Source organism: Curtobacterium sp. MCBD17_008 (genome assembly GCF_003234475.1).
Lineage (GTDB): Bacteria > Actinomycetota > Actinomycetes > Actinomycetales > Microbacteriaceae > Curtobacterium.
Window position 1 is genome coordinate 148,715 of the sequence record NZ_QKTK01000003.1, and the last position, 18,420, is coordinate 167,134.

The window sequence follows — 18,420 nt, forward strand, 5'->3', positions numbered from 1 at the left end:
CCGAGAACGGGGGGCAGATCTGAACGAAATGCCCCCAATACCGGGGACAGCGCGTGGACGTTCTGCCCCCATGGAGGGGCCAGTGGTTGGCTACTTGACCAAGGTCGTGATCTGGAAGATCGGCAGGTAGAGCGCGACGATCATCCCGCCGACGACGACGCCGAGGAACGCGATGAGCAATGGCTCGATGAGTGATGTGAGCGCTTCGGTGGTTGCTTCAACTTCGGCGTCGTAAAACACCGAGATCTTTTCCAGCATCACTTCGAGCGAGCCAGCGTCCTCACCTACCGCGACCATTTGCGAGACCATGCTCGGGAATATCGTCTCGAGAATGAGCGGCTCGGCGATCGTCGTGCCTTTCCGGACAGATTCCGCAACACGGCTCACGGCATTCTCGACGACGATGTTCCCGGACACCTGACCCGCGATCTGCAATGCGTGCAGGATCGGAACTCCCGCCGCGATCATGTTCGAAAGATTACGCGAGAAACGTGCGATGACGATCTTCCGCGTCAAAGCTCCGAACACGGGCAGGCGGAGTTTCATCGGGTCGATGACCGATCGGACCTTCGGCGAGTTCTTGTTTGCCCGCCACCACAGCCATCCGACGACGATCAACGGGATCAGCACCGGCAGCACGAACTTCATCGCGTGAGACGCGTAGACCAGCACCATCGTCGGCAACGGAAGCGTGCCTCCGAGGCTCGAGAACATGTCCTGGAAGATCGGCACGATGAAGATCAGCATGATCGCCACCGCGGCGAGCGACATGATGAGCACGACGACCGGATAGGTCATGGCGGACTTGATCGTGGTCCGGAGCTTGTGCTCCTTCTCGAAGTTCGTCGCGATCGAGTCCATCGCCTGGTCGAGGAACCCGCCGGTCTCCCCCGCGCGGATCATGTTGATCATGATCGGCGGGAAGTCGACGGGGTACTTCCCCACGGCGTCCGAGAACGACACCCCCTGCTCGACCTCGTCGCGCACCTTGCCGAGGATGTCCTTGAGCTTCTTGCTCTCGGTCTGGTCGGCCAGGATCGTCAACGCGCGGAGCAGTGACAGCCCCGACGACAGCATCGTCGACGCCTGCCGGGACATGATCGCGAGGTCCTTGAGCCCGACGCCCTTCTCGAAGCCGGGTATCTTGATCTCGGTCTGCAGGCCCGTGCCGGCCTTGGCCTCGGTGATCGCGATCGGCGAGACACCCATCCCCCGGAGCCGCTGGACGACGGCACCCTCGGAGGCGGCGTCGAGTCGACCCTTGACCAGCTTGCCGGAGCCGTCGCGGCCGCGGTAGTCGAACGCGAGGGACATCAGTAGCCTCCGGAGAACTTGTCGCCGAAGTCGATCCCGCTCGCCGCGATCGCGTCGGCGGACGCGTCGGACGGCGATTCGACGCGCTGCACCAGCCGGTCGAAGCCCTCGAGGTCGTGGACCTTCTCGAGCGCCGCCTTGCGGGTGATGGTGCCCACGTTGACCAGTTCGGCCAGGTCCTGGTCCATGGTGTGCATGCCGGCGTCCCGCCCGGCCTGCATGGCCGAGGTGATCTGGTACGTCTTGCCCTCGCGGATGAGGTTGCCGATGGCGGGGGTGGTCTTCATGATCTCGGTGGACACGATGCGCCCGGTGCCGTTCGCCTTCGGGACGAGGGTCTGGCAGACGACACCTTCGAGCGTCGCCGCGAGCTGCGTGCGGATCTGCCCCTGCTGGTGCGGCGGGAAGACGTCGATGACGCGGTCGATCGTGCCGGGAGCGCTCTGCGTGTGCAGGGTCGCGAAGACGAGGTGGCCGGTCTCGGCGGCGGTCAGCGCGACCGAGATCGTCTCGAGGTCGCGGAGCTCGCCGATGAGGATGACGTCCGGGTCCTGGCGGAGGACGTGCTTGAGCGCGCGGGCGAAGGAGTGGGTGTCCGCCCCGACCTCCCGCTGGTTGATGATCGCCTTCTTGTGCTCGTGCATGAACTCGATCGGGTCCTCGACCGTGACGATGTGGTCGGCACGGGTCTCGTTGACGAGGTCGATGAGCGCGGCGAGGGTCGTCGACTTGCCGGAGCCGGTCGGCCCGGTGACCAGGACGAGTCCGCGGGACAGCTTCGAGAACTCCCCGACGTGCTCGGGGATGCCGAGCTGCTTGAGCGTCTTGATCTTCGTGGGGATGATGCGGAAGGCCGCTCCCCAGTTGCCGCGCTGCTGGTAGAAGTTCACGCGGAAGCGGTACTCCGGCGACAGCGAGTACGCGAAGTCGAGTTCCTGCTCCTGGTCGAACTGCGCCGCCTGGTCGCCGGACAGGAGTGTCTTGAGCGCGGCGATGACCTTGTTGCGGGCCCACGGGCCTCCCGGCACGGCGGGTCGAAGCGACCCGTCGACCCGCACGGTCGGCGGGGCGTCCGCGGTCACGTGCAGGTCCGATGCGCCCTGGTAGACGACCTGCGCGAGGGCGGTGATGAGGTCGGAGTCGGCCACCTCGCGCGCGTGGCGGGTGAAGTTGATCTCGGGGCTGCCGGTCGGCGTGACCACCTGGGTCGGCGCGTGCGGCGCGACGCTCGGGAGGCTCGTGGTCGCGGCCGCGGGCGCCACCGGCAAACGCTCGGTCACCTGGTACGGGTCGTACCCGTAGCTGGCGGTCGACGGCGGGACCGCGGCCGGCGGGGTCGCTGGCACGGCCTGCGGCTGCGCGACGGGGACGGCGACGGGCTGCCCGACCGGCGCGGACCACGCGGCCAGGTCGTCGCCGAGGTCGTAGACGGCCGCCGACGACACGGGTGCCGCGGCGGGCGGGTACGAGGTCGGTGCCGCCTGCGCGGCCTGCGCGAGGCGTGCGGCACGGCGACCGCCGACCTCGACCCCGGGCATGCCGGGCGTCCCGGGGTGCCAGCCGGCCACCGGCTCGTCGCTGGCGGGCGTCACGTCGTAGACGGACTCGGTCATCTGCTCGTCCTCCAGGGCTACGCGACCACGCGCAGGATCTCGTCGACGCTCGTGAGTCCGAGCTTGACCTTCTCCCACCCGTCCATCCGGAGGGTGAGCATGCCCTGCTGCTGGGCGACACGGCCGATCTCCGCGCTCGAGGCACGGGCGACGGCGAGCCGCTCGATCTCCTCGGTGACGGTCATCACCTCGTGCAGTGCGATGCGCCCGCGGTACCCGGTGTTCGAGCACACGGCGCAGCCGAGGGGAGCGAAGAAGTCCGGGACGGCGGCGTCGGCCGCGTCGAGGAACCCGAGGGCGTGCAGCTGCTCGGCCTCGTACACGGCGGGCACCTTGCAGCGGTCGCACAGCTTGCGTGCGAGGCGCTGGGCGACGACGCAGTCGAGGGCCGATCCGACGAGGAACGGTTCGATGTCCATCTCCGTGAGGCGCGTGACGGCCGAGGGAGCGTCGTTCGTGTGCAGGGTGGAGAGCACGAGGTGGCCGGTGAGGGACGCCTCGATCGCGATCTGCGCGGTCTCGTGGTCGCGGATCTCACCGAGGAGCACGACGTCCGGGTCGGACCGGAGGATGCTCCGGAGTGCGGACGCGAACGTCAGACCGGCCTTCGGGTTGACCTGCACCTGGTTGACGCCGGCCATCCGGTACTCGACCGGGTCCTCGACCGTGATGACGTTGATCTCCGGCTTCGCGACGGCGTTGAGCGTCGTGTACAGCGTCGTGGACTTGCCGGAACCGGTCGGGCCGGTGACCAGGATCATGCCGTACGGCTTCGAGTAGGACTTCTGGTACGCCGCCGCGTTGCGGTCGAGCAGGTTGAGGTCCTTGAGGGTCAACGACGTGTTCGTGTTGTCGAGGATCCGCATGACGACCTTCTCGCCCCACACGGTCGGCAGGGTCGCCACGCGCAGGTCGATCTGCCGACCACCGTGCCGCACGGACATACGGCCGTCCTGCGGCTTCCGCCGCTCGGCGATGTCGATGTCGCTCATGATCTTGAGCCGGCTGATGACGCCGTTCTGGATGTTCTTCGGCGCCGGGGTCATCTCGTGCAGCACGCCGTCGATGCGGTAGCGGACCCGGACCTCGTGCTCGCCGGGCTCGATGTGGATGTCGGACGCGTGGTCCTGGATCGCCTGGGACACGAGCAGGTTCACGAAGCGCACGATCGGCACGTCGTCCAGGGAGCCGTCGCCGATGTCCGCCTGCTGCTCGTTCGAGCGCGAGGCCTCTTCCTCGAGCGAGGAGGTGAGGTCGTTGAGTTCGTCGTCGGCACGGAGGTACCGGTCGAACGCGGCGAGCAGGTCGCGCTCGTCGACCTGCAGGGGCTTGATCGGGCGACCGGAGGCCGCGCGGGCGTCGTCGATCGCCAGGACGTTCGCCGGGTTCACCATGGCGAGCACGAGGGTCTCCCCCTCGAACCCGATCCCGAGGACCGAGTGCCGGCGGCAGAGCGGTGCGGGCAGCACCGAGACCGCGGTGCCGTCGACCGGGTAGTCGGTCAGCGGGACGGTCTTCGAGTTGTGCGAGGCGGCGCGCGCGGTGATGTACTGCGCCTCGCTCACCACGCCCTGTTCGACCAGGGAGCGGATCGCCTGCTCGTCGACGTCCTCGTGGCCGGTCATGGCGTCGAGGTACTCGATCGGGAGCGCACCGTTGAGGATGAGGATCTCGGACAGGGTTGCCATGAGCCCTGTACCTCCTTGCTGCCGGGCGCGCCGAAGCGGCGTGGTTCGATGCGCGCCGCCAGGGGTACGACGCTCGTCCACGGTACGTCCGGGCACGCTCCCGGAGCAGTCCCAGAAGGAGGGGGCGGAGGAGTTGTTGCTGGACCCAGAACAGGGGTACCGGCGGGTATCGAGGTGACGGCGAACGCGCATGACCGACAGCATCAGCCCCACCGATCGCGTCGCGTTCCCGACCGGATCCTCCTGTGGACGGTCGGCGCGCGGAACCGACTGTGGCGGGGAGGTCGCGACCCCTCGACGCACCCGGTGAGCAGGGACCATGATGAGGCATGGACATCACGAGCGTGACCGTGGGGCTGCCCGTCACCGACCTCGAGGCGTCCTGCCTCTGGTACGGCGCGGTGTTCGAACGACTCGAGCCGGACCTCGAACCGACCGAGGGCGTCGCCGAGTACGAGGTCGGCGGGATCTGGATCCAGCTCCTCGAGGACCCCGATGCCGACGAGAACCCGGCGACCGTCCGCTTCGGCGTCGACGACGTGGCCGCCCAGCACGCCCGGATCGCCGCGCTCGGCATCGACGTGGGTCCGGTCGAGTGTGTCGACGGTGCGGTCGACTGGTTCGACGTCCGCGACCCGGACGGCAACGTCCTCAGCCTGTACTCGCTCGCCGACGAGCGCGGGCGTGGATCGGGTGGCCGCGACAGCGGCGCCGACCGCCCCGTCTAGGAATCCAGACGGCAGGCCGGGAGGCCCGTGACGGGGCCGCCCCGGGCCTCCCGTCCGGCTCCGCCCACAACGGGCTCCGCCCGCTACGGACCCGGCCCACTACGGGGAAGGGCCCCGCATCCTGACGGATGCGGGGCCCTTCCTGGGGGTCACTCGGTTCAGTTGTACGTACCCGGCGTGAAGTCGTCCGACGAGAAGCTGTCGAAGTCGACGAAGCTCAGGTCGGCGTCCGAGAACGACGAGTCGTCCGCGAAGATGCGGTTCGGGTACCGCTCCGCCTTCGCTTCCTCCGTCGCGTTCACGTCCACGTCGCGGTACCGGCTGAGGCCCGTCCCGGCGGGGATGAGCTTCCCGATGATGACGTTCTCCTTGAGGCCGACGAGCTGGTCCTGCTTGCCCTCCATGGCCGCCTGCGTCAGGACGCGGGTGGTCTCCTGGAAGGACGCGGCGGACAGCCACGACTCGGTCGCGAGGGACGCCTTCGTGATGCCCATGACCTCCTGGCGAGCCGAGGCAGTCTTGCGACCCTCCTGCAGCGCCGCCCGGTTGATCGCGTTGTAGCGCGACCGGTCGACGAGCTCGCCCGGCAGCAGGTCGGTGTCGGCGTGGTCGACGACGGTGACCTTGCGGAGCATCTGGCGGACGATGACCTCGATGTGCTTGTCGTGGATCGGCACACCCTGCGAGCCGTACACGTCCTGCACACCGTTGACCAGGTGCTTCTGGACCTCACGGACACCCTTGACCCGGAGGACTTCCTTCGGGTCGACGGTGCCGGCGATGAACTGCTCGCCGAGCTCGACGTGCTGCCCGTCCTCGATGAGGAGGGTCGCACGCTTGAGCACCGGGTAGATGAACGGCTCGTCGCCGTTGTCCGGCGTGAGGATGATCCGACGGCCCTTGTCCGTGTCCTCGATCGTGGCGCGGCCGGGGGCCTCGGCGATCGGGGACGCGCCCTTCGGGGTGCGGGCCTCGAAGAGCTCGGTCACGCGGGGCAGACCCTGCGTGATGTCGTCGGCCGAGGCCGAACCACCCGTGTGGAAGGTACGCATCGTCAGCTGGGTACCGGGCTCACCGATGGACTGGGCGGCGATGATGCCGACCGCCTCACCGATGTCGACCAGGTTGCCCGTGGCGAGCGACCGGCCGTAGCACTGCGCGCAGACACCGACGGCCGACTCGCAGGTCAGGACCGAGCGCACCTTGATGCTCTCGACACCGGCAGCGAGCAGCTTGTCGAGGAGGACGTCACCGACGTCCTCGCCGGCCTCGGCCACCACGGTGCCCGAGGCGTCGACGGCCTCGGTCGCGAGGGTGCGCGAGTAGACGGTGTTCTCGACGCGCGGGTCGCGGACGAGCCCGCCGTCCGCACCGACCGTCGCGATCGGCAGCTCGAGGCCACGGGTCGTCCCGCAGTCGTCCTCACGGATGATGACGTCCTGCGACACGTCCACGAGACGACGGGTCAGGTAGCCCGAGTCAGCGGTACGGAGCGCCGTGTCCGCCAGACCCTTGCGAGCACCGTGCGTGGCGATGAAGTACTCCGCCACGGTCAGGCCCTCGCGGTACGAGTTGATGATCGGGCGGGCGATGATCTCGCCCTTCGGGTTGTTCACCAGACCACGCATACCGGCGATGTTGCGCACCTGCAGCCAGTTACCACGAGCACCGGACGACACCATGCGGTTGATGGTGTTGTCGACCGGGAAGTTGTCGCGCATCTCCTGCGCGATCTCGTTCGTGGCCTCGGTCCAGATCTTGATCAGGTCGGCGCGACGCTCGGAGTCGGTGATCAGACCCTTGTCGAACTCGCCCTGCACCTTGGCGGCCTGGACCTCGTAGCCCGCGATGATCTCCTTCTTGCGAGGAGGCGTCACGACGTCCGACAGGGCGACGGTCACACCGGAGCGGGTGCCCCAGTAGAAGCCGGCGTCCTTGATCCGGTCGAGCGCGGCGGCCGTCTCGGTCTTGGAGTAGCGCTCGGCGAGGTCGTTGACGATCGCGGAGAGCGTGCCCTTGTCGGTGACCCGCTGCACGAACGGGTAGTCCGCCGGCAGGGTCTCGTTGAAGAGCGCACGGCCCAGGGTGGTCTCGAGGAGGATCGGCTGACCGACCTCGTAGCCCTCCGGCGCCTCACCCTCGGCGAAGTGGACACCCGTCATGCGGATCTTCACCATCGCGTTGAGGTGCAGCGTGTTCTGGTCCTTCGCGAGGATCGCCTCGGCGACGGAGGAGAACGCACGGCCCTCACCCACGGCGCCCTCGCGGACGGTCGTCAGGTGGTGCAGACCGATGATCATGTCCTGCGCGGGCAGGGTCACCGGACGGCCGTCGGACGGCTTGAGGATGTTGTTCGAGGCGAGCATCAGGATGCGGGCCTCGGCCTGGGCCTCGACCGACAGCGGCAGGTGCACGGCCATCTGGTCACCGTCGAAGTCCGCGTTGAACGCAGCACAGACCAGCGGGTGGAGCTGGATGGCCTTGCCCTCGACGAGCTGCGGCTCGAACGCCTGGATGCCGAGACGGTGCAGCGTGGGCGCACGGTTCAGCAGCACGGGGCGCTCGCGGATGATCTCCTCGAGCACGTCCCACACCTGGGCGCGCGAACGCTCGACCATGCGCTTGGCCGACTTGATGTTCTGCGCGTGCGACAGGTCGATCAGGCGCTTGATGACGAACGGCTTGAACAGCTCGAGCGCCATCTGCTTGGGCAGACCGCACTGGTGGAGCTTGAGCTGCGGGCCGACGATGATGACCGAACGGCCCGAGTAGTCGACGCGCTTGCCGAGCAGGTTCTGGCGGAAACGACCCTGCTTGCCCTTGAGCATGTCGCTCAGGGACTTCAGGGCGCGGTTGCCGGTACCCGTGACCGGACGGCCACGACGACCGTTGTCGAACAGCGCGTCGACCGCTTCCTGCAGCATGCGCTTCTCGTTGTTCACGATGATCTCGGGGGCACCGAGGTCGAGCAGGCGGCGGAGACGGTTGTTGCGGTTGATCACACGACGGTAGAGGTCGTTGAGGTCCGACGTGGCGAAGCGGCCACCGTCGAGCTGCACCATCGGGCGGAGCTCCGGCGGGATGACCGGCACGACGTCGAGCACCATCGCGGCCGGCGAGTTGCCGGTGGCGAGGAAGGAGCTGACGACGCGCAGGCGCTTGATCGCACGGATCTTCTTCTGGCCCTTGCCCTCGGCGATCTGCAGACGCAGCGCCTCGGCCTCGGCGGCCAGGTCGAAGGCCTCGAGCCGCAGCTTGATCGCCTCGGCGCCCATGTAGGCGTCGAAGTAGATCCCGAAGCGGTCCTGGAGCTCGTGGAAGACGGCGTCCTCGGGCTTGAGGTCGCCCACCTTGAGGTTGCGGAAGTCCTCCCACACGCGCTCGAGGCGGGTGATGTCCTCGTCGAAGGACTTGCGGACCTGGGACATCTCCTTCTCGGCGGTGTCCTTGGTCCGGCGCTTCACGTCGGCCTTGGCGCCCTCCTCTTCAAGGGCTGCGAGGTCGTCCTCGAGCTTCTTGAGGCGGTCGGCGATGATCGAGTCGCGCTGGTTCTCGAGGTTCTTGATCTCGAGGCGCATCTCGTTCTCGAGGCCGGGCATGTCGGCGTGACGGCCCTCCTCGTCGATGCTGATGATCATGTACGCGGCGAAGTAGATGACCTTCTCGAGGTCCTTCGGCGCCATGTCCAGCAGGTAGCCCAGGCGCGACGGGACGCCCTTGAAGTACCAGATGTGCGTGACGGGCGCGGCGAGCTCGATGTGGCCCATGCGCTCACGGCGGACCGAGGACTTGGTGACCTCGACGCCGCAGCGCTCGCAGACGATGCCCTTGAAGCGGACACGCTTGTACTTGCCACAGGCGCACTCCCAGTCGCGGGAGGGACCGAAGATCTGCTCGCCGAACAGACCGTCCTTCTCGGGCTTCAGGGTGCGGTAGTTGATGGTCTCCGGCTTCTTGACCTCGCCGTACGACCACTGGCGGATGTCCTCGGCGGTCGCGAGACCGATCCGAATGGCATCAAAGGAAGTTGCTTCGAGCAATGTTCTTCTCTCTTGCTGAGTTCGAAACGTGTTCGGTACGGGAGGGATCAGATGTCGTCGACGGACGACGACTCGAACCGCGAGGAGATGTTGATGCCGAGCTCTTCAGCGGCACGGAAGACCTCGTCGTCCGTGTCGCGGAGGCTGACCGCCTGGCCGTCCGCCGAGAGGACCTCGACGTTCAGGCAGAGCGACTGCATCTCCTTCATGAGGACCTTGAACGACTCCGGGATGCCGGGCTCCTGGATGTTCTCGCCCTTGACGATCGCCTCGTAGACCTTCACGCGGCCGAGGATGTCGTCGGACTTGATCGTCAGGAGCTCCTGGAGGGCGTACGCGGCACCGTATGCCTCGAGCGCCCACACCTCCATCTCACCGAAGCGCTGTCCACCGAACTGCGCCTTCCCACCCAGCGGCTGCTGCGTGATCATCGAGTACGGGCCGGTCGAACGGGCGTGGATCTTGTCGTCGACCAGGTGGTGCAGCTTCAGGATGTACATGTAGCCGACCGAGACGGGCTCCGGGAACGGCTCGCCGGAGCGACCGTCGAAGAGCTGCGCCTTGCCCGAGGAACCGATCAGGCGCTCGCCGTCACGGTTCGGGAGCGTGGAGTCGAGGAGGCCCTCGATCTCGCGCTCGTACGCACCGTCGAACACCGGGGTGGCGACCTTCGTGCCGGGGGCTGCGCTGTGCGCGGCCTCGGGCAGGGCGGAGGCCCACTCCTGGATGCCCTCGACGTTCCAGCCCTGCTTCGCGAGCCACCCGAGGTGGATCTCGAGGACCTGGCCGAAGTTCATGCGGCCGGGGACGCCGAGCGGGTTGAGGACGATGTCGACCGGGGTGCCGTCCGCGAGGAACGGCATGTCCTCCACGGGCAGGATCGTCGAGATGACGCCCTTGTTGCCGTGGCGGCCGGCGAGCTTGTCACCCGCGGTGATCTTGCGCTTCTGGGCGATGTAGACGACCACGCGCTGGTTGACGCCCGAGCCGAGCTCGTCGTCGCCGTCCTGCGAGTCGAACACCTTGACGCCGATGATCGTGCCCTCTTCACCGTGGGGCACCTTGAGCGAGGTGTCGCGGACTTCGCGCGACTTCTCGTTGAAGATGGCACGGAGCAGGCGCTCCTCGGCGCTCAGCTCGGTCTCGCCCTTCGGCGTGACCTTGCCGACCAGGATGTCGCCGGGGCGGACCTCGGCACCGATCCGGATGATGCCGCGCTCGTCGAGGTCGGCCAGGAGGTCCGGGCTGACGTTCGGGAGGTCGCGGGTGATCTCCTCTTTCCCGAGCTTCGTGTCGCGGGCGTCGACCTCGTACTCCTCGATGTGGATCGAGGAGAGCGTGTCGTCCTTCACGAGGTTCTGCGACAGGATCATCGCGTCCTCGTAGTTGTAGCCCTCCCACGGCATGAACGCGACGAGGAGGTTCTTGCCGAGCGCGAGCTCGCCGTTCTCCGTCGCGGGGCCGTCGGCGATGACCTCGCCCTGCTCCACACGCTCACCGGCGCTGACGATCACGCGGTGGTTGTAGCTGGTGCCCTGGTTCGAGCGGTCGAACTTGCGCAGGTAGTAGGTCTGCGTGCCGCCCTCGTCGAGCTGCAGGGTCACGGCGTCGGCCGAGACCTCGGAGACGACGCCCGCCTTGTCGGCGGTGACGACGTCACCGGCGTCGATGGCGGTGTAGCCCTCCATGCCGGTGCCGACGAGCGGCGACTCGGAGCGGAGGAGCGGCACGGCCTGGCGCTGCATGTTCGCACCCATGAGGGCGCGGTTCGCGTCGTCGTGCTCGAGGAACGGGATGAGCGAGGTCGCGACCGACACCATCTGGCGCGGCGAGACGTCCATGTAGTCGACCTCGTCCTTGCCGACGAGCTCGACCTCCCCGCCCTTCTTGCGGACGAGCACCTTGTCGTCCTGGAAGTGGAAGTCGTCGGTCAGCGGGGCGTTGGCCTGCGCGACGACGAAGTCGTCCTCTTCCGAAGCCGTGAGGTAGTCGATGGTCGTGGTGACCTGACCGTTCACGACCCGGCGGTACGGGGTCTCGATGAAGCCGAAGGAGTTGATCCGACCGAAGGACGCGAGCGAACCGATCAGGCCGATGTTCGGGCCTTCCGGGGTCTCGATCGGGCACATGCGGCCGTAGTGCGACGGGTGGACGTCGCGGACCTCGACGCCGGCACGCTCACGGGAGAGACCACCCGGGCCGAGGGCCGACAGACGCCGCTTGTGCGTCAGGCCCGCGAGCGGGTTGTTCTGGTCCATGAACTGCGACAGCTGGCTGGTCCCGAAGAACTCCTTGATCGCGGCGACGACGGGACGCACGTTGATGAGCGTCTGCGGAGTGATGGCCTCGATGTCCTGCGTGGTCATGCGCTCGCGGACGACGCGCTCCATGCGGGACAGACCCGTGCGGACCTGGTTCTGGATGAGCTCGCCGACGGCGCGGATGCGACGGTTGCCGAAGTGGTCGATGTCGTCCACGTCGAGGCGGAGCTGGACCGGCTCGCCGTCACGGATGCCGTCCATCGTGGTGCGCTCGGCGTGCAGCGACACGAGGTACTTGATCGTCGCGACGATGTCCTTGACGGTCAGCACCGAGTCGGACAGCGGGGCGTCGATGCCGAGCTTGCGGTCGAGCTTGTACCGACCGACCTTGGCCAGGTCGTAGCGCTTCGGGTTGAAGTAGAAGTTGTCGAGGAGCGCACGCGCGGCCTCGGCAGCGACCTGCTCGCCCGGACGGAGCTTCCGGTAGATGTCCTTGAGCGCCTCTTCCTTCGTGAGGACGGCGTCCTTCTCGAGGGTCGACTCCATGGACGCGAAGCCCTGGAACTCCTCCATGATCTCTTCGCTCGTCAGGCCGAGGGCCTTGAGGAAGACGGTCACGGACTGCTTGCGCTTGCGGTCGATGCGCACGCCCACCTGGTCGCGCTTGTCGATCTCGAACTCGAGCCACGCACCGCGCGAGGGGATGATGCGAGCGGAGTAGATGTCCTTGTCGGACGTCTTCTCCTGGGCACGCTCGAAGTACACGCCCGGCGAGCGGACGAGCTGCGAGACGACGACACGCTCGGTGCCGTTGATGATGAACGTGCCGCGCTCGGTCATGAGCGGGAAGTCGCCCATGAAGACCGTCTGCGTCTTGATCTCACCCGTCATGTGGTTCATGAACTCGGCGTTGACGTACAGCGGAGCGGCGTAGGTCTTGCCGCGCTCCTTGCAGTCGTCGATCGAGTACTTCGGGTCCTCGAGCTCCGGCGACGTGAACGAGAGCTGCATGGTCTCGCCGAGGTCCTCGATCGGGGAGATCTCCTCGAAGATCTCCTCGAGGCCGGAGTGCAGCGCGAGGTCGGTGCGACCCTGCTCCTGCCCTTCGGCGAGGCGGGCCTTCCATGCGTCGTTGCCGACGAGCCAGTCGAAGCTCTCCGTCTGGAGGGCGAGCAGATCAGGAACCGTGAGGGTGTCCGTGATCTTGGCGAACGAGAGTCGCGAGTGGTTGCGACCGTTCTTGGGGTTGGTGGATGCGTTGGGCGCAGCAGCCAAGGGTTTGACCTCCGGTAGGCCCCGTCGGGCCGACACTGACGAGCAGTGTGTAGGTGAGTGGATTGATCGCTCGGCGCAACCCGATGATCACGACACGAGTACGGTGAGGCTCCGGGTCCGGAGCCGCCTGTGGGATGATCGGTGAGCGGGCCCCGCCGCCATATACGGGACCGGCATCACCAGGCGTGTTCTGCGAAGCACCTGCTGAGAGGCGTCTTCGAGGAACTCGGTCGACCGCAATATGACGACACGGATGCCAGGGAGCGCGAACTATCATCATAGGTCGGGGACGAGTGCGCTGTCCAGTCCTGGCTTGACCGAGATCGAGTCCGGCGTGTATAAGCCCCGCCGGGCCGGTCTCATTCCTCCGCGCGGTCACCGCCGGCGGCCCCCTCGCCGAGTGCACGGACCGCGTCGCACGGTCGATCGCTCCGCACAAAAGTCGTCCGTCCCGCGTCGTCGGTGATCTCCACCCCGGGCCCCGGCGTCAGCACGAGTGCCCGGCGGCGGCGCCCGATCCGGAGACCGACCCCGCCGTAGGTGGCGGCGTCGGCCTCGGTCACCCGGACCCTCGTGATCCGCCGTCTGGCGATCCGGCGGGGCGGGAGCGGCCAGAAGTGCAGCACGACGGCGTCCTCGGTGACGGTGAACCCGGCGCGGGCGGCGAGGGCGAGTGCGCCGACCACGACGGCGACGAGCCCGGGGACGACGAGCGCCGACTCGGGCGCGTCCCCCGGCCAGGCGAGGACCGCCGCCGTCAGCGCGAGCCCGGCGGCCAGGACGACCCCGCCGACGACGCGCATCCAGACCGGCGCGCTCTGGCGGTCCTCGACGAGCGGCCGGGAGGCCCGTCCCGGCTCCGTCGTGCGAGCGGACGCTCGCGCGGGACGTCCGGTACGGACTGGGATCGAGAGGGTGTCGGTGGACATGGTCGGGCTCCTTCGGGCGCGGGACGCCCGGACGTGGTGCGGCGGTGCGGGTCGGACGGCGGCACGGCGAGGAGGCCCGCGACGAGGGCGGGGCTCGTCGTCGGGCTGCGTCCGGAGCGGTCGGGAACGGCGGCGGACGGGCTCCGGCGTGGACCGGGGCGGGCGTCGACGGCGTCGGGCCGACCGGGGCGACGGACACGACCGGGGGTGGGGGTGGTCACGTCCTCCGTCGCCCGAGGACACCGGGACGGTACGTCCTGCACCTCGGCGTCTCCTGACTGTCCATGCAGAGGCATGGATCAGCGGCGGCCAGCGTCCATCGGACGACCGGTCGGCCGGCGCGCGTGCGGTTCGTATCCTGGTCGCATGCCCAGTCTCTCGAGCGAGGAGCTCTCCAGCTGGATCGCGGAGTTCCGTGCGCACGACGCCGGCGACGCTGCCGACCCACGGGCGATCGACGTGTCGTGGGACGGTTCCCTCATCGACACCGCGCTCATCGTGGCCCGGCTGGGCACGTCCGGGACCGAGGTCTACCTGAAGCGTGAGATCGGCGGCTCGCCGGAGTGGACCGTGACGTTCGAGGCCCGCGAGACCGACGCGCAGGTCTCCGCGGAGCAGGTGATGACCCTGGCCACCGAGGTCCTGGCGGTCGGCCGGCTGTGCGCGTTCCTCACGGAGCGGACCGCGCAGCACCTCCGCGAGGTCGCGGGCCGCGATGGTGTTCCATCGACCCATGGCTGATGCGTTCGACGGGTTCCGGGTCGGTGCTGGGTACGCGGTGGTCGAGCCGGACAAGCACCGGCCGGGCTCGTTCACCCTGGTGGTCGACGGCACGCCGCAGTCACACGTCGACCTCGAGGACCCGACACACCTGGCGTTCGAGTACATCCGGCGGATCGGGCACGCGATCGACCTCCTGCCGCCGGGGCCGGTCACCGCGCTGCACCTCGGCGCCGGTGCGCTGACCCTGCCGCGGTACGTCGCGGTCACCCGACCGGGTTCGCGGCAGCAGGTCATCGAGCTCGAGCGGGACCTCGTCGACCACGTGCGGGACGCCCTGCCGTTCCCCCGCGGCGCCTCGATCCGCGTGCGGTACGGCGACGCCCGCGAGGTGCTCGAGAAGCTGCCGGCCGGTCTCCGCGGCACCGTGGACCTGGCCGTCGTCGACGTCTTCAGCGGCGCACGCACCCCTGCGCACGTGACGAGCGTGGAGTTCCACCGCTCGGTCGCCTCCTTCCTGTCCCCGACCGGCATGGTCGCGGTGAACGTCGCCGACGGTGCCGGCCTGGCCTTCGCCCGTGGGCAGGCAGCGACGCTGCAGTCGGTGCTGCCGTCCGTCACGGTGGTCGCGGACACCGGGATGCTCAAGGGCCGGCGGTTCGGCAACATCGTGCTGCTCGGGTCCCGCGGTGCCCTGCCGATCGCGGAGATGCCGCGGCGGTACTCCTCCGACCCGCTGCCGAGCAAGGTCGTGCACGGCGACGAGCTGCGGTCCTTCATCGCGGGGGCGCCCATCGTCACCGACACCACGGCCGTCGGGTCGCCCGAGCCGAACCGGTCCGTCTTCGGCGGCTGAGCAGCGGCTGCGGACGGCGTCCCTCGCGGTGCGGACGCTGCCAGGATGGGGGCACGCCGCGCCAGCGCGCGACCGCACACCACGAGGAGGCCGCCGATGACCAACGACGATCGCACCCCAGCCCAGCAGGGCCACGGCGAGCAGGACCAGCCGCGCTACGGCGAGCGCATCACGCCCGAGCACGGTTCGGCACCGCGGTACGAGGACCAGCCGACGCAGCAGTACGGCCAGCAGTCCGCGCCGCAGTGGGGCCAGCAGCAGCAGCACGGCGACCAGCAGTACAGGCAGCAGCACGGCGACCAGTACGGGCACCAGCAGCACGGGCAGCAGCAGTACGGGCAGCCGCAGCAGTGGGACCAGCAGCACGGCGCCGCTCCCGCCTGGCAGGCGCACGACGGCTCGGTGAAGCGGAAGCGCACCCTGGGGGTCGTGGCGTTCGGCCTGGGGGTCGTGGCCCTCGTGCTCGGTGCCGTCGGCGGCTGGTTGTTCGGCAGCGGCATCGGGGCGAGCGAGTCGTTCCGGGAGCTCATGCGCAGCGGCGGCTCCGGCACCGTCGACCAGCAGCAGATGTCGCAGGAGCTCATGTCGGACCCCGCCGTGATGGGCGCCGTCGGCAGCGCCTTGGTCGTGGCGGGCATCGGCTTCGTCATCGGGCTCTGGGCCCTCGTGCAGGGCATCATCGCCACCGCCACGGGACGCGGCCGGGTGTGGGGCGTCCTGGCGATCGTCCTCGCCGTCCTCGCCGGCATCGTGTTCTTCGTCGCCTACGGCGCCTCGATCGCCGCCGCCGTCGCCGGGGCTCGCTGACCGCTCGACGCCGACCGACACGGCCCGTCCCGGTGCATCCGGGGCGGGCCGTGCGCGTTCCGTGCGCGTGGCACGGGGACCTCAGGGGATCGCGCGGATACCCTCGACCGTGATGTCCCTCCCGCCCGACGAACGCCGAGACCACGACCGGACCGACCAGGCCCGGGAGCCCCGTCATGCCGCCCCGGTGACCGCCGGGGTCAGCCCGGGCAGCACCTTCGCGCCGATCAGCCTCCGCCCGGCCGTCGACGTCCAGGTCGTGCAGGACCGCCTGCGCGACCTCGGCCAGAGCCGGAGCACCGACGCCCTCGCCGAGCGCGCCGAACTGCTCCGTCTGCTCGGCCGCCTGGACGAGTCGCTCACCGTGGCCGAGGAGGTGTTCCGGCTGACGATGTTCACCGGGGAACGCCAGGACAAGGTCGGCGCACGCATCCGCCGCGCCCACGTCCTGCACGACCTCGGGCGCTACGAGCGTGCCGCCACCGAGGCCTCGATGGCGCGGGACACGGCCGCGACCGAGGAGTGGCCGGAGCTGGAGGGCGCCGCCGCCGAACTCGAGGGCTGGTCCCTCTACGAGCTCTCCCGGTTCGAGGAGGCGCGCGCCGTCCTCAGCCGCGCGTACGACGCCTTCCGCGCTGCCGGAGCACCGTCCGAGCGCACCGAAGCGCTCCGCACGGCCGTCGAGGCCGCGCTCCGGGCCTCCATGGCGCAGCCCGCCGCCGAGCCGGAGGCCGCTCGACCGCGGACCGCCCGCGAGGTCGCGGTCCGCACCGAGGGCGAACCGCAGACGCGCATGGCCGAGCCGGAGAAGCAGATCCCGCCGATCCGACGCCGGGTGCTCGGTGCGCCCGACGCCGCCCGGACCGAGGGCGACTCGCTCTGGGGCCGCCTCTCCGCCCGGAAGGACCGGTCCGACGAGGGCCAGGGTCCGCTCGGGGAGCAGTGACCGCACTCGACCACGTCCGGTCCCGGGCTGCCGAGCTGATGGGCGCCCACCTGCCCGACGGTTCCTGGACCTTTGCGTTCGACAACGCGAAGACCCGAGCCGGCCAGTGCGACTTCGCCCGGCACCGCATCACCGTGAGCCGGCACCTCGCCGTCCGGTTCGCTCCCGACGACGTCGAGCAGGTCCTCCTGCACGAGATCGCGCATGCCCTGAGCGGGCCACGCGCCGGCCACGGGCCCTCGTGGCGGCGGACGGCCCGTGCCCTCGGGTACACCGGGTCGCGACTGCACGACGGACCGATCGCGAGCGAACTGGCGCCGTGGGTGGGGCACTGCCCGGCCGGACACGAGCACTTCCGGTACCGGACCCCCACGCGCCCGCTGGCCTGCGCCCGGTGCTCGCGCCGGTTCGACGAGCGGAACGTCATCACATGGAGGCGACGCATGCCCGGGACGACGGAGACGACTAGCCCAGCCCCGGCAGATCGTGTCGGAGGCGCGCCGCACACCCGTTAGCCTGGGCGGATGCGAACAGGGCAGGACATCCGGACCGATGCCGGGTCCTCGTGGTTCTTCGACGCGGGACGCATCGCCCTCGACTTCGCGCACACCGGCGGGTTCACCGACGACCCCGACCGGCGCCGTCCGCGCGGGCACCTCGGTGAACTGCTCGCGACCCCGGCCGACCTGGACGAGTGGCTCGGCCTGCACACCGAACCGATCGACGTCGGCGCCACCGCGCGCGAACTGCAGGACGCCCGTGCGCTCCGGGCCGCGATCGCCCGCCTCGCCGTCGCCGCAGCACCCGCCGCCGCCGGCTCCGCGGGCGAGCGCACCGCCGTCGCCGCGGGCCTCCGCGCCGGGACCGGGCGGACCCGTCCGGTGCCGGACGACATCGACACCGTCAACCTGTTCGCCGCACTGCCCGACGTGCCCCCGAGCCTCCCGGGTGGTCGACGCCGCGCCGGGGCGAACCGCGTCCGGCTCGCGCAGGCGCTCTCGAGCGTCGCCCGCGACGCCGTCGCCCTGCTCACCGAGGTCGGCTTCGACGACCTCGAGGCCGAGGGCCGGTCCGCGCGGCTCAGCCGGTGCTCTGCGCCGGACTGCGGCCTGGTGTTCTACGACTCCTCGCGCGGCGGCACCCGACGCTGGTGCTCCATGCAGCGCTGCGGGAACCGGGCGAAGGTGCGTGCGCACCGGGCCCGCCGCGCAGGCGTCTGACCGACACCGAGCTGCGAGCAGCG

The 18,420-nt window shown here is 69.3% G+C and carries 13 protein-coding genes; 7 read left to right on the top strand and 6 right to left on the bottom strand.

Features of this window, described 5'->3' with window-relative positions; translation table 11 throughout:
* Positions 1-90: 90 nt before the first annotated feature.
* From DEI95_RS04185 to DEI95_RS04195, 3 genes are read right to left on the bottom strand one after another with little or no spacing between them, the layout of a single operon-like run.
* The gene (locus DEI95_RS04185; protein WP_111059464.1) at positions 91-1,314 is read right to left on the bottom strand and encodes a type II secretion system F family protein; all 1,224 of its coding nucleotides are present in this window, start codon (positions 1,312-1,314) and stop codon (positions 91-93) included.
* A complete protein-coding gene (locus DEI95_RS04190; protein ID WP_309146520.1) occupies positions 1,314-2,927 on the bottom strand; it encodes a type IV pilus twitching motility protein PilT in 1,614 nt (537 codons plus the stop codon). Before DEI95_RS04190 ends, DEI95_RS04185 begins: the two co-directional genes overlap by 1 nt.
* Before the next feature lie 17 nt (positions 2,928-2,944).
* The gene (locus DEI95_RS04195; RefSeq protein ID WP_111059465.1) at positions 2,945-4,615 is read right to left on the bottom strand and encodes a GspE/PulE family protein; all 1,671 of its coding nucleotides are present in this window, start codon (positions 4,613-4,615) and stop codon (positions 2,945-2,947) included.
* A gap of 329 nt (positions 4,616-4,944) precedes the next feature.
* Between DEI95_RS04195 and DEI95_RS04200 the strand changes: the two genes are divergently transcribed.
* Positions 4,945-5,343 carry a VOC family protein gene (locus tag DEI95_RS04200; protein ID WP_111059466.1) on the top strand — a complete coding sequence of 133 codons (399 nt, stop codon included), beginning with the start codon at positions 4,945-4,947 and terminating at the stop codon, positions 5,341-5,343.
* A 158-nt stretch (positions 5,344-5,501) separates the two neighbouring features.
* Here DEI95_RS04200 and DEI95_RS04205 read toward each other — a convergent pair whose 3' ends face one another.
* From DEI95_RS04205 to DEI95_RS04215, 3 genes are all read right to left on the bottom strand, one after another.
* Positions 5,502-9,383, bottom strand: a complete 3,882-nt coding sequence (locus tag DEI95_RS04205) for a DNA-directed RNA polymerase subunit beta' (protein WP_110824268.1) — start codon at positions 9,381-9,383, stop codon at positions 5,502-5,504.
* A gap of 47 nt (positions 9,384-9,430) precedes the next feature.
* Positions 9,431-12,919: a DNA-directed RNA polymerase subunit beta gene (gene rpoB / locus DEI95_RS04210; RefSeq protein WP_110824269.1), complete on the bottom strand. Its 3,489-nt coding sequence runs from the start codon at positions 12,917-12,919 to the stop codon at positions 9,431-9,433.
* Positions 12,920-13,278: 359 nt separating this feature from the next.
* Positions 13,279-13,848, bottom strand: a complete 570-nt coding sequence (locus tag DEI95_RS04215; RefSeq protein WP_111059467.1) for a hypothetical protein — start codon at positions 13,846-13,848, stop codon at positions 13,279-13,281.
* A 366-nt stretch (positions 13,849-14,214) separates the two neighbouring features.
* Between DEI95_RS04215 and DEI95_RS04225 the strand changes: the two genes are divergently transcribed.
* From DEI95_RS04225 to DEI95_RS04250, 6 genes are all read left to right on the top strand, one after another.
* The gene (locus tag DEI95_RS04225) at positions 14,215-14,589 is read left to right on the top strand and encodes a hypothetical protein (RefSeq protein WP_110824271.1); all 375 of its coding nucleotides are present in this window, start codon (positions 14,215-14,217) and stop codon (positions 14,587-14,589) included.
* Positions 14,582-15,424, top strand: a complete 843-nt coding sequence (locus tag DEI95_RS04230; protein WP_111059469.1) for a spermidine synthase — start codon at positions 14,582-14,584, stop codon at positions 15,422-15,424. Before DEI95_RS04225 ends, DEI95_RS04230 begins: the two co-directional genes overlap by 8 nt.
* 96 nt (positions 15,425-15,520) lie before the next feature.
* A complete protein-coding gene (locus DEI95_RS04235; RefSeq protein WP_111059470.1) occupies positions 15,521-16,231 on the top strand; it encodes a DUF4064 domain-containing protein in 711 nt (236 codons plus the stop codon).
* A 112-nt stretch (positions 16,232-16,343) separates the two neighbouring features.
* A complete protein-coding gene (locus tag DEI95_RS04240) occupies positions 16,344-17,177 on the top strand; it encodes a hypothetical protein (protein WP_111059471.1) in 834 nt (277 codons plus the stop codon).
* Positions 17,174-17,692 (top strand): SprT-like domain-containing protein, encoded by a 519-nt coding sequence (locus tag DEI95_RS04245; RefSeq protein ID WP_258367450.1) that lies wholly within the window; start codon positions 17,174-17,176, stop codon positions 17,690-17,692. Before DEI95_RS04240 ends, DEI95_RS04245 begins: the two co-directional genes overlap by 4 nt.
* A gap of 9 nt (positions 17,693-17,701) precedes the next feature.
* On the top strand, positions 17,702-18,397 hold the full coding sequence (locus DEI95_RS04250; protein WP_111059472.1) for a CGNR zinc finger domain-containing protein: 696 nt from the start codon (positions 17,702-17,704) through the stop codon (positions 18,395-18,397).
* Positions 18,398-18,420 lie beyond the last annotated feature (23 nt).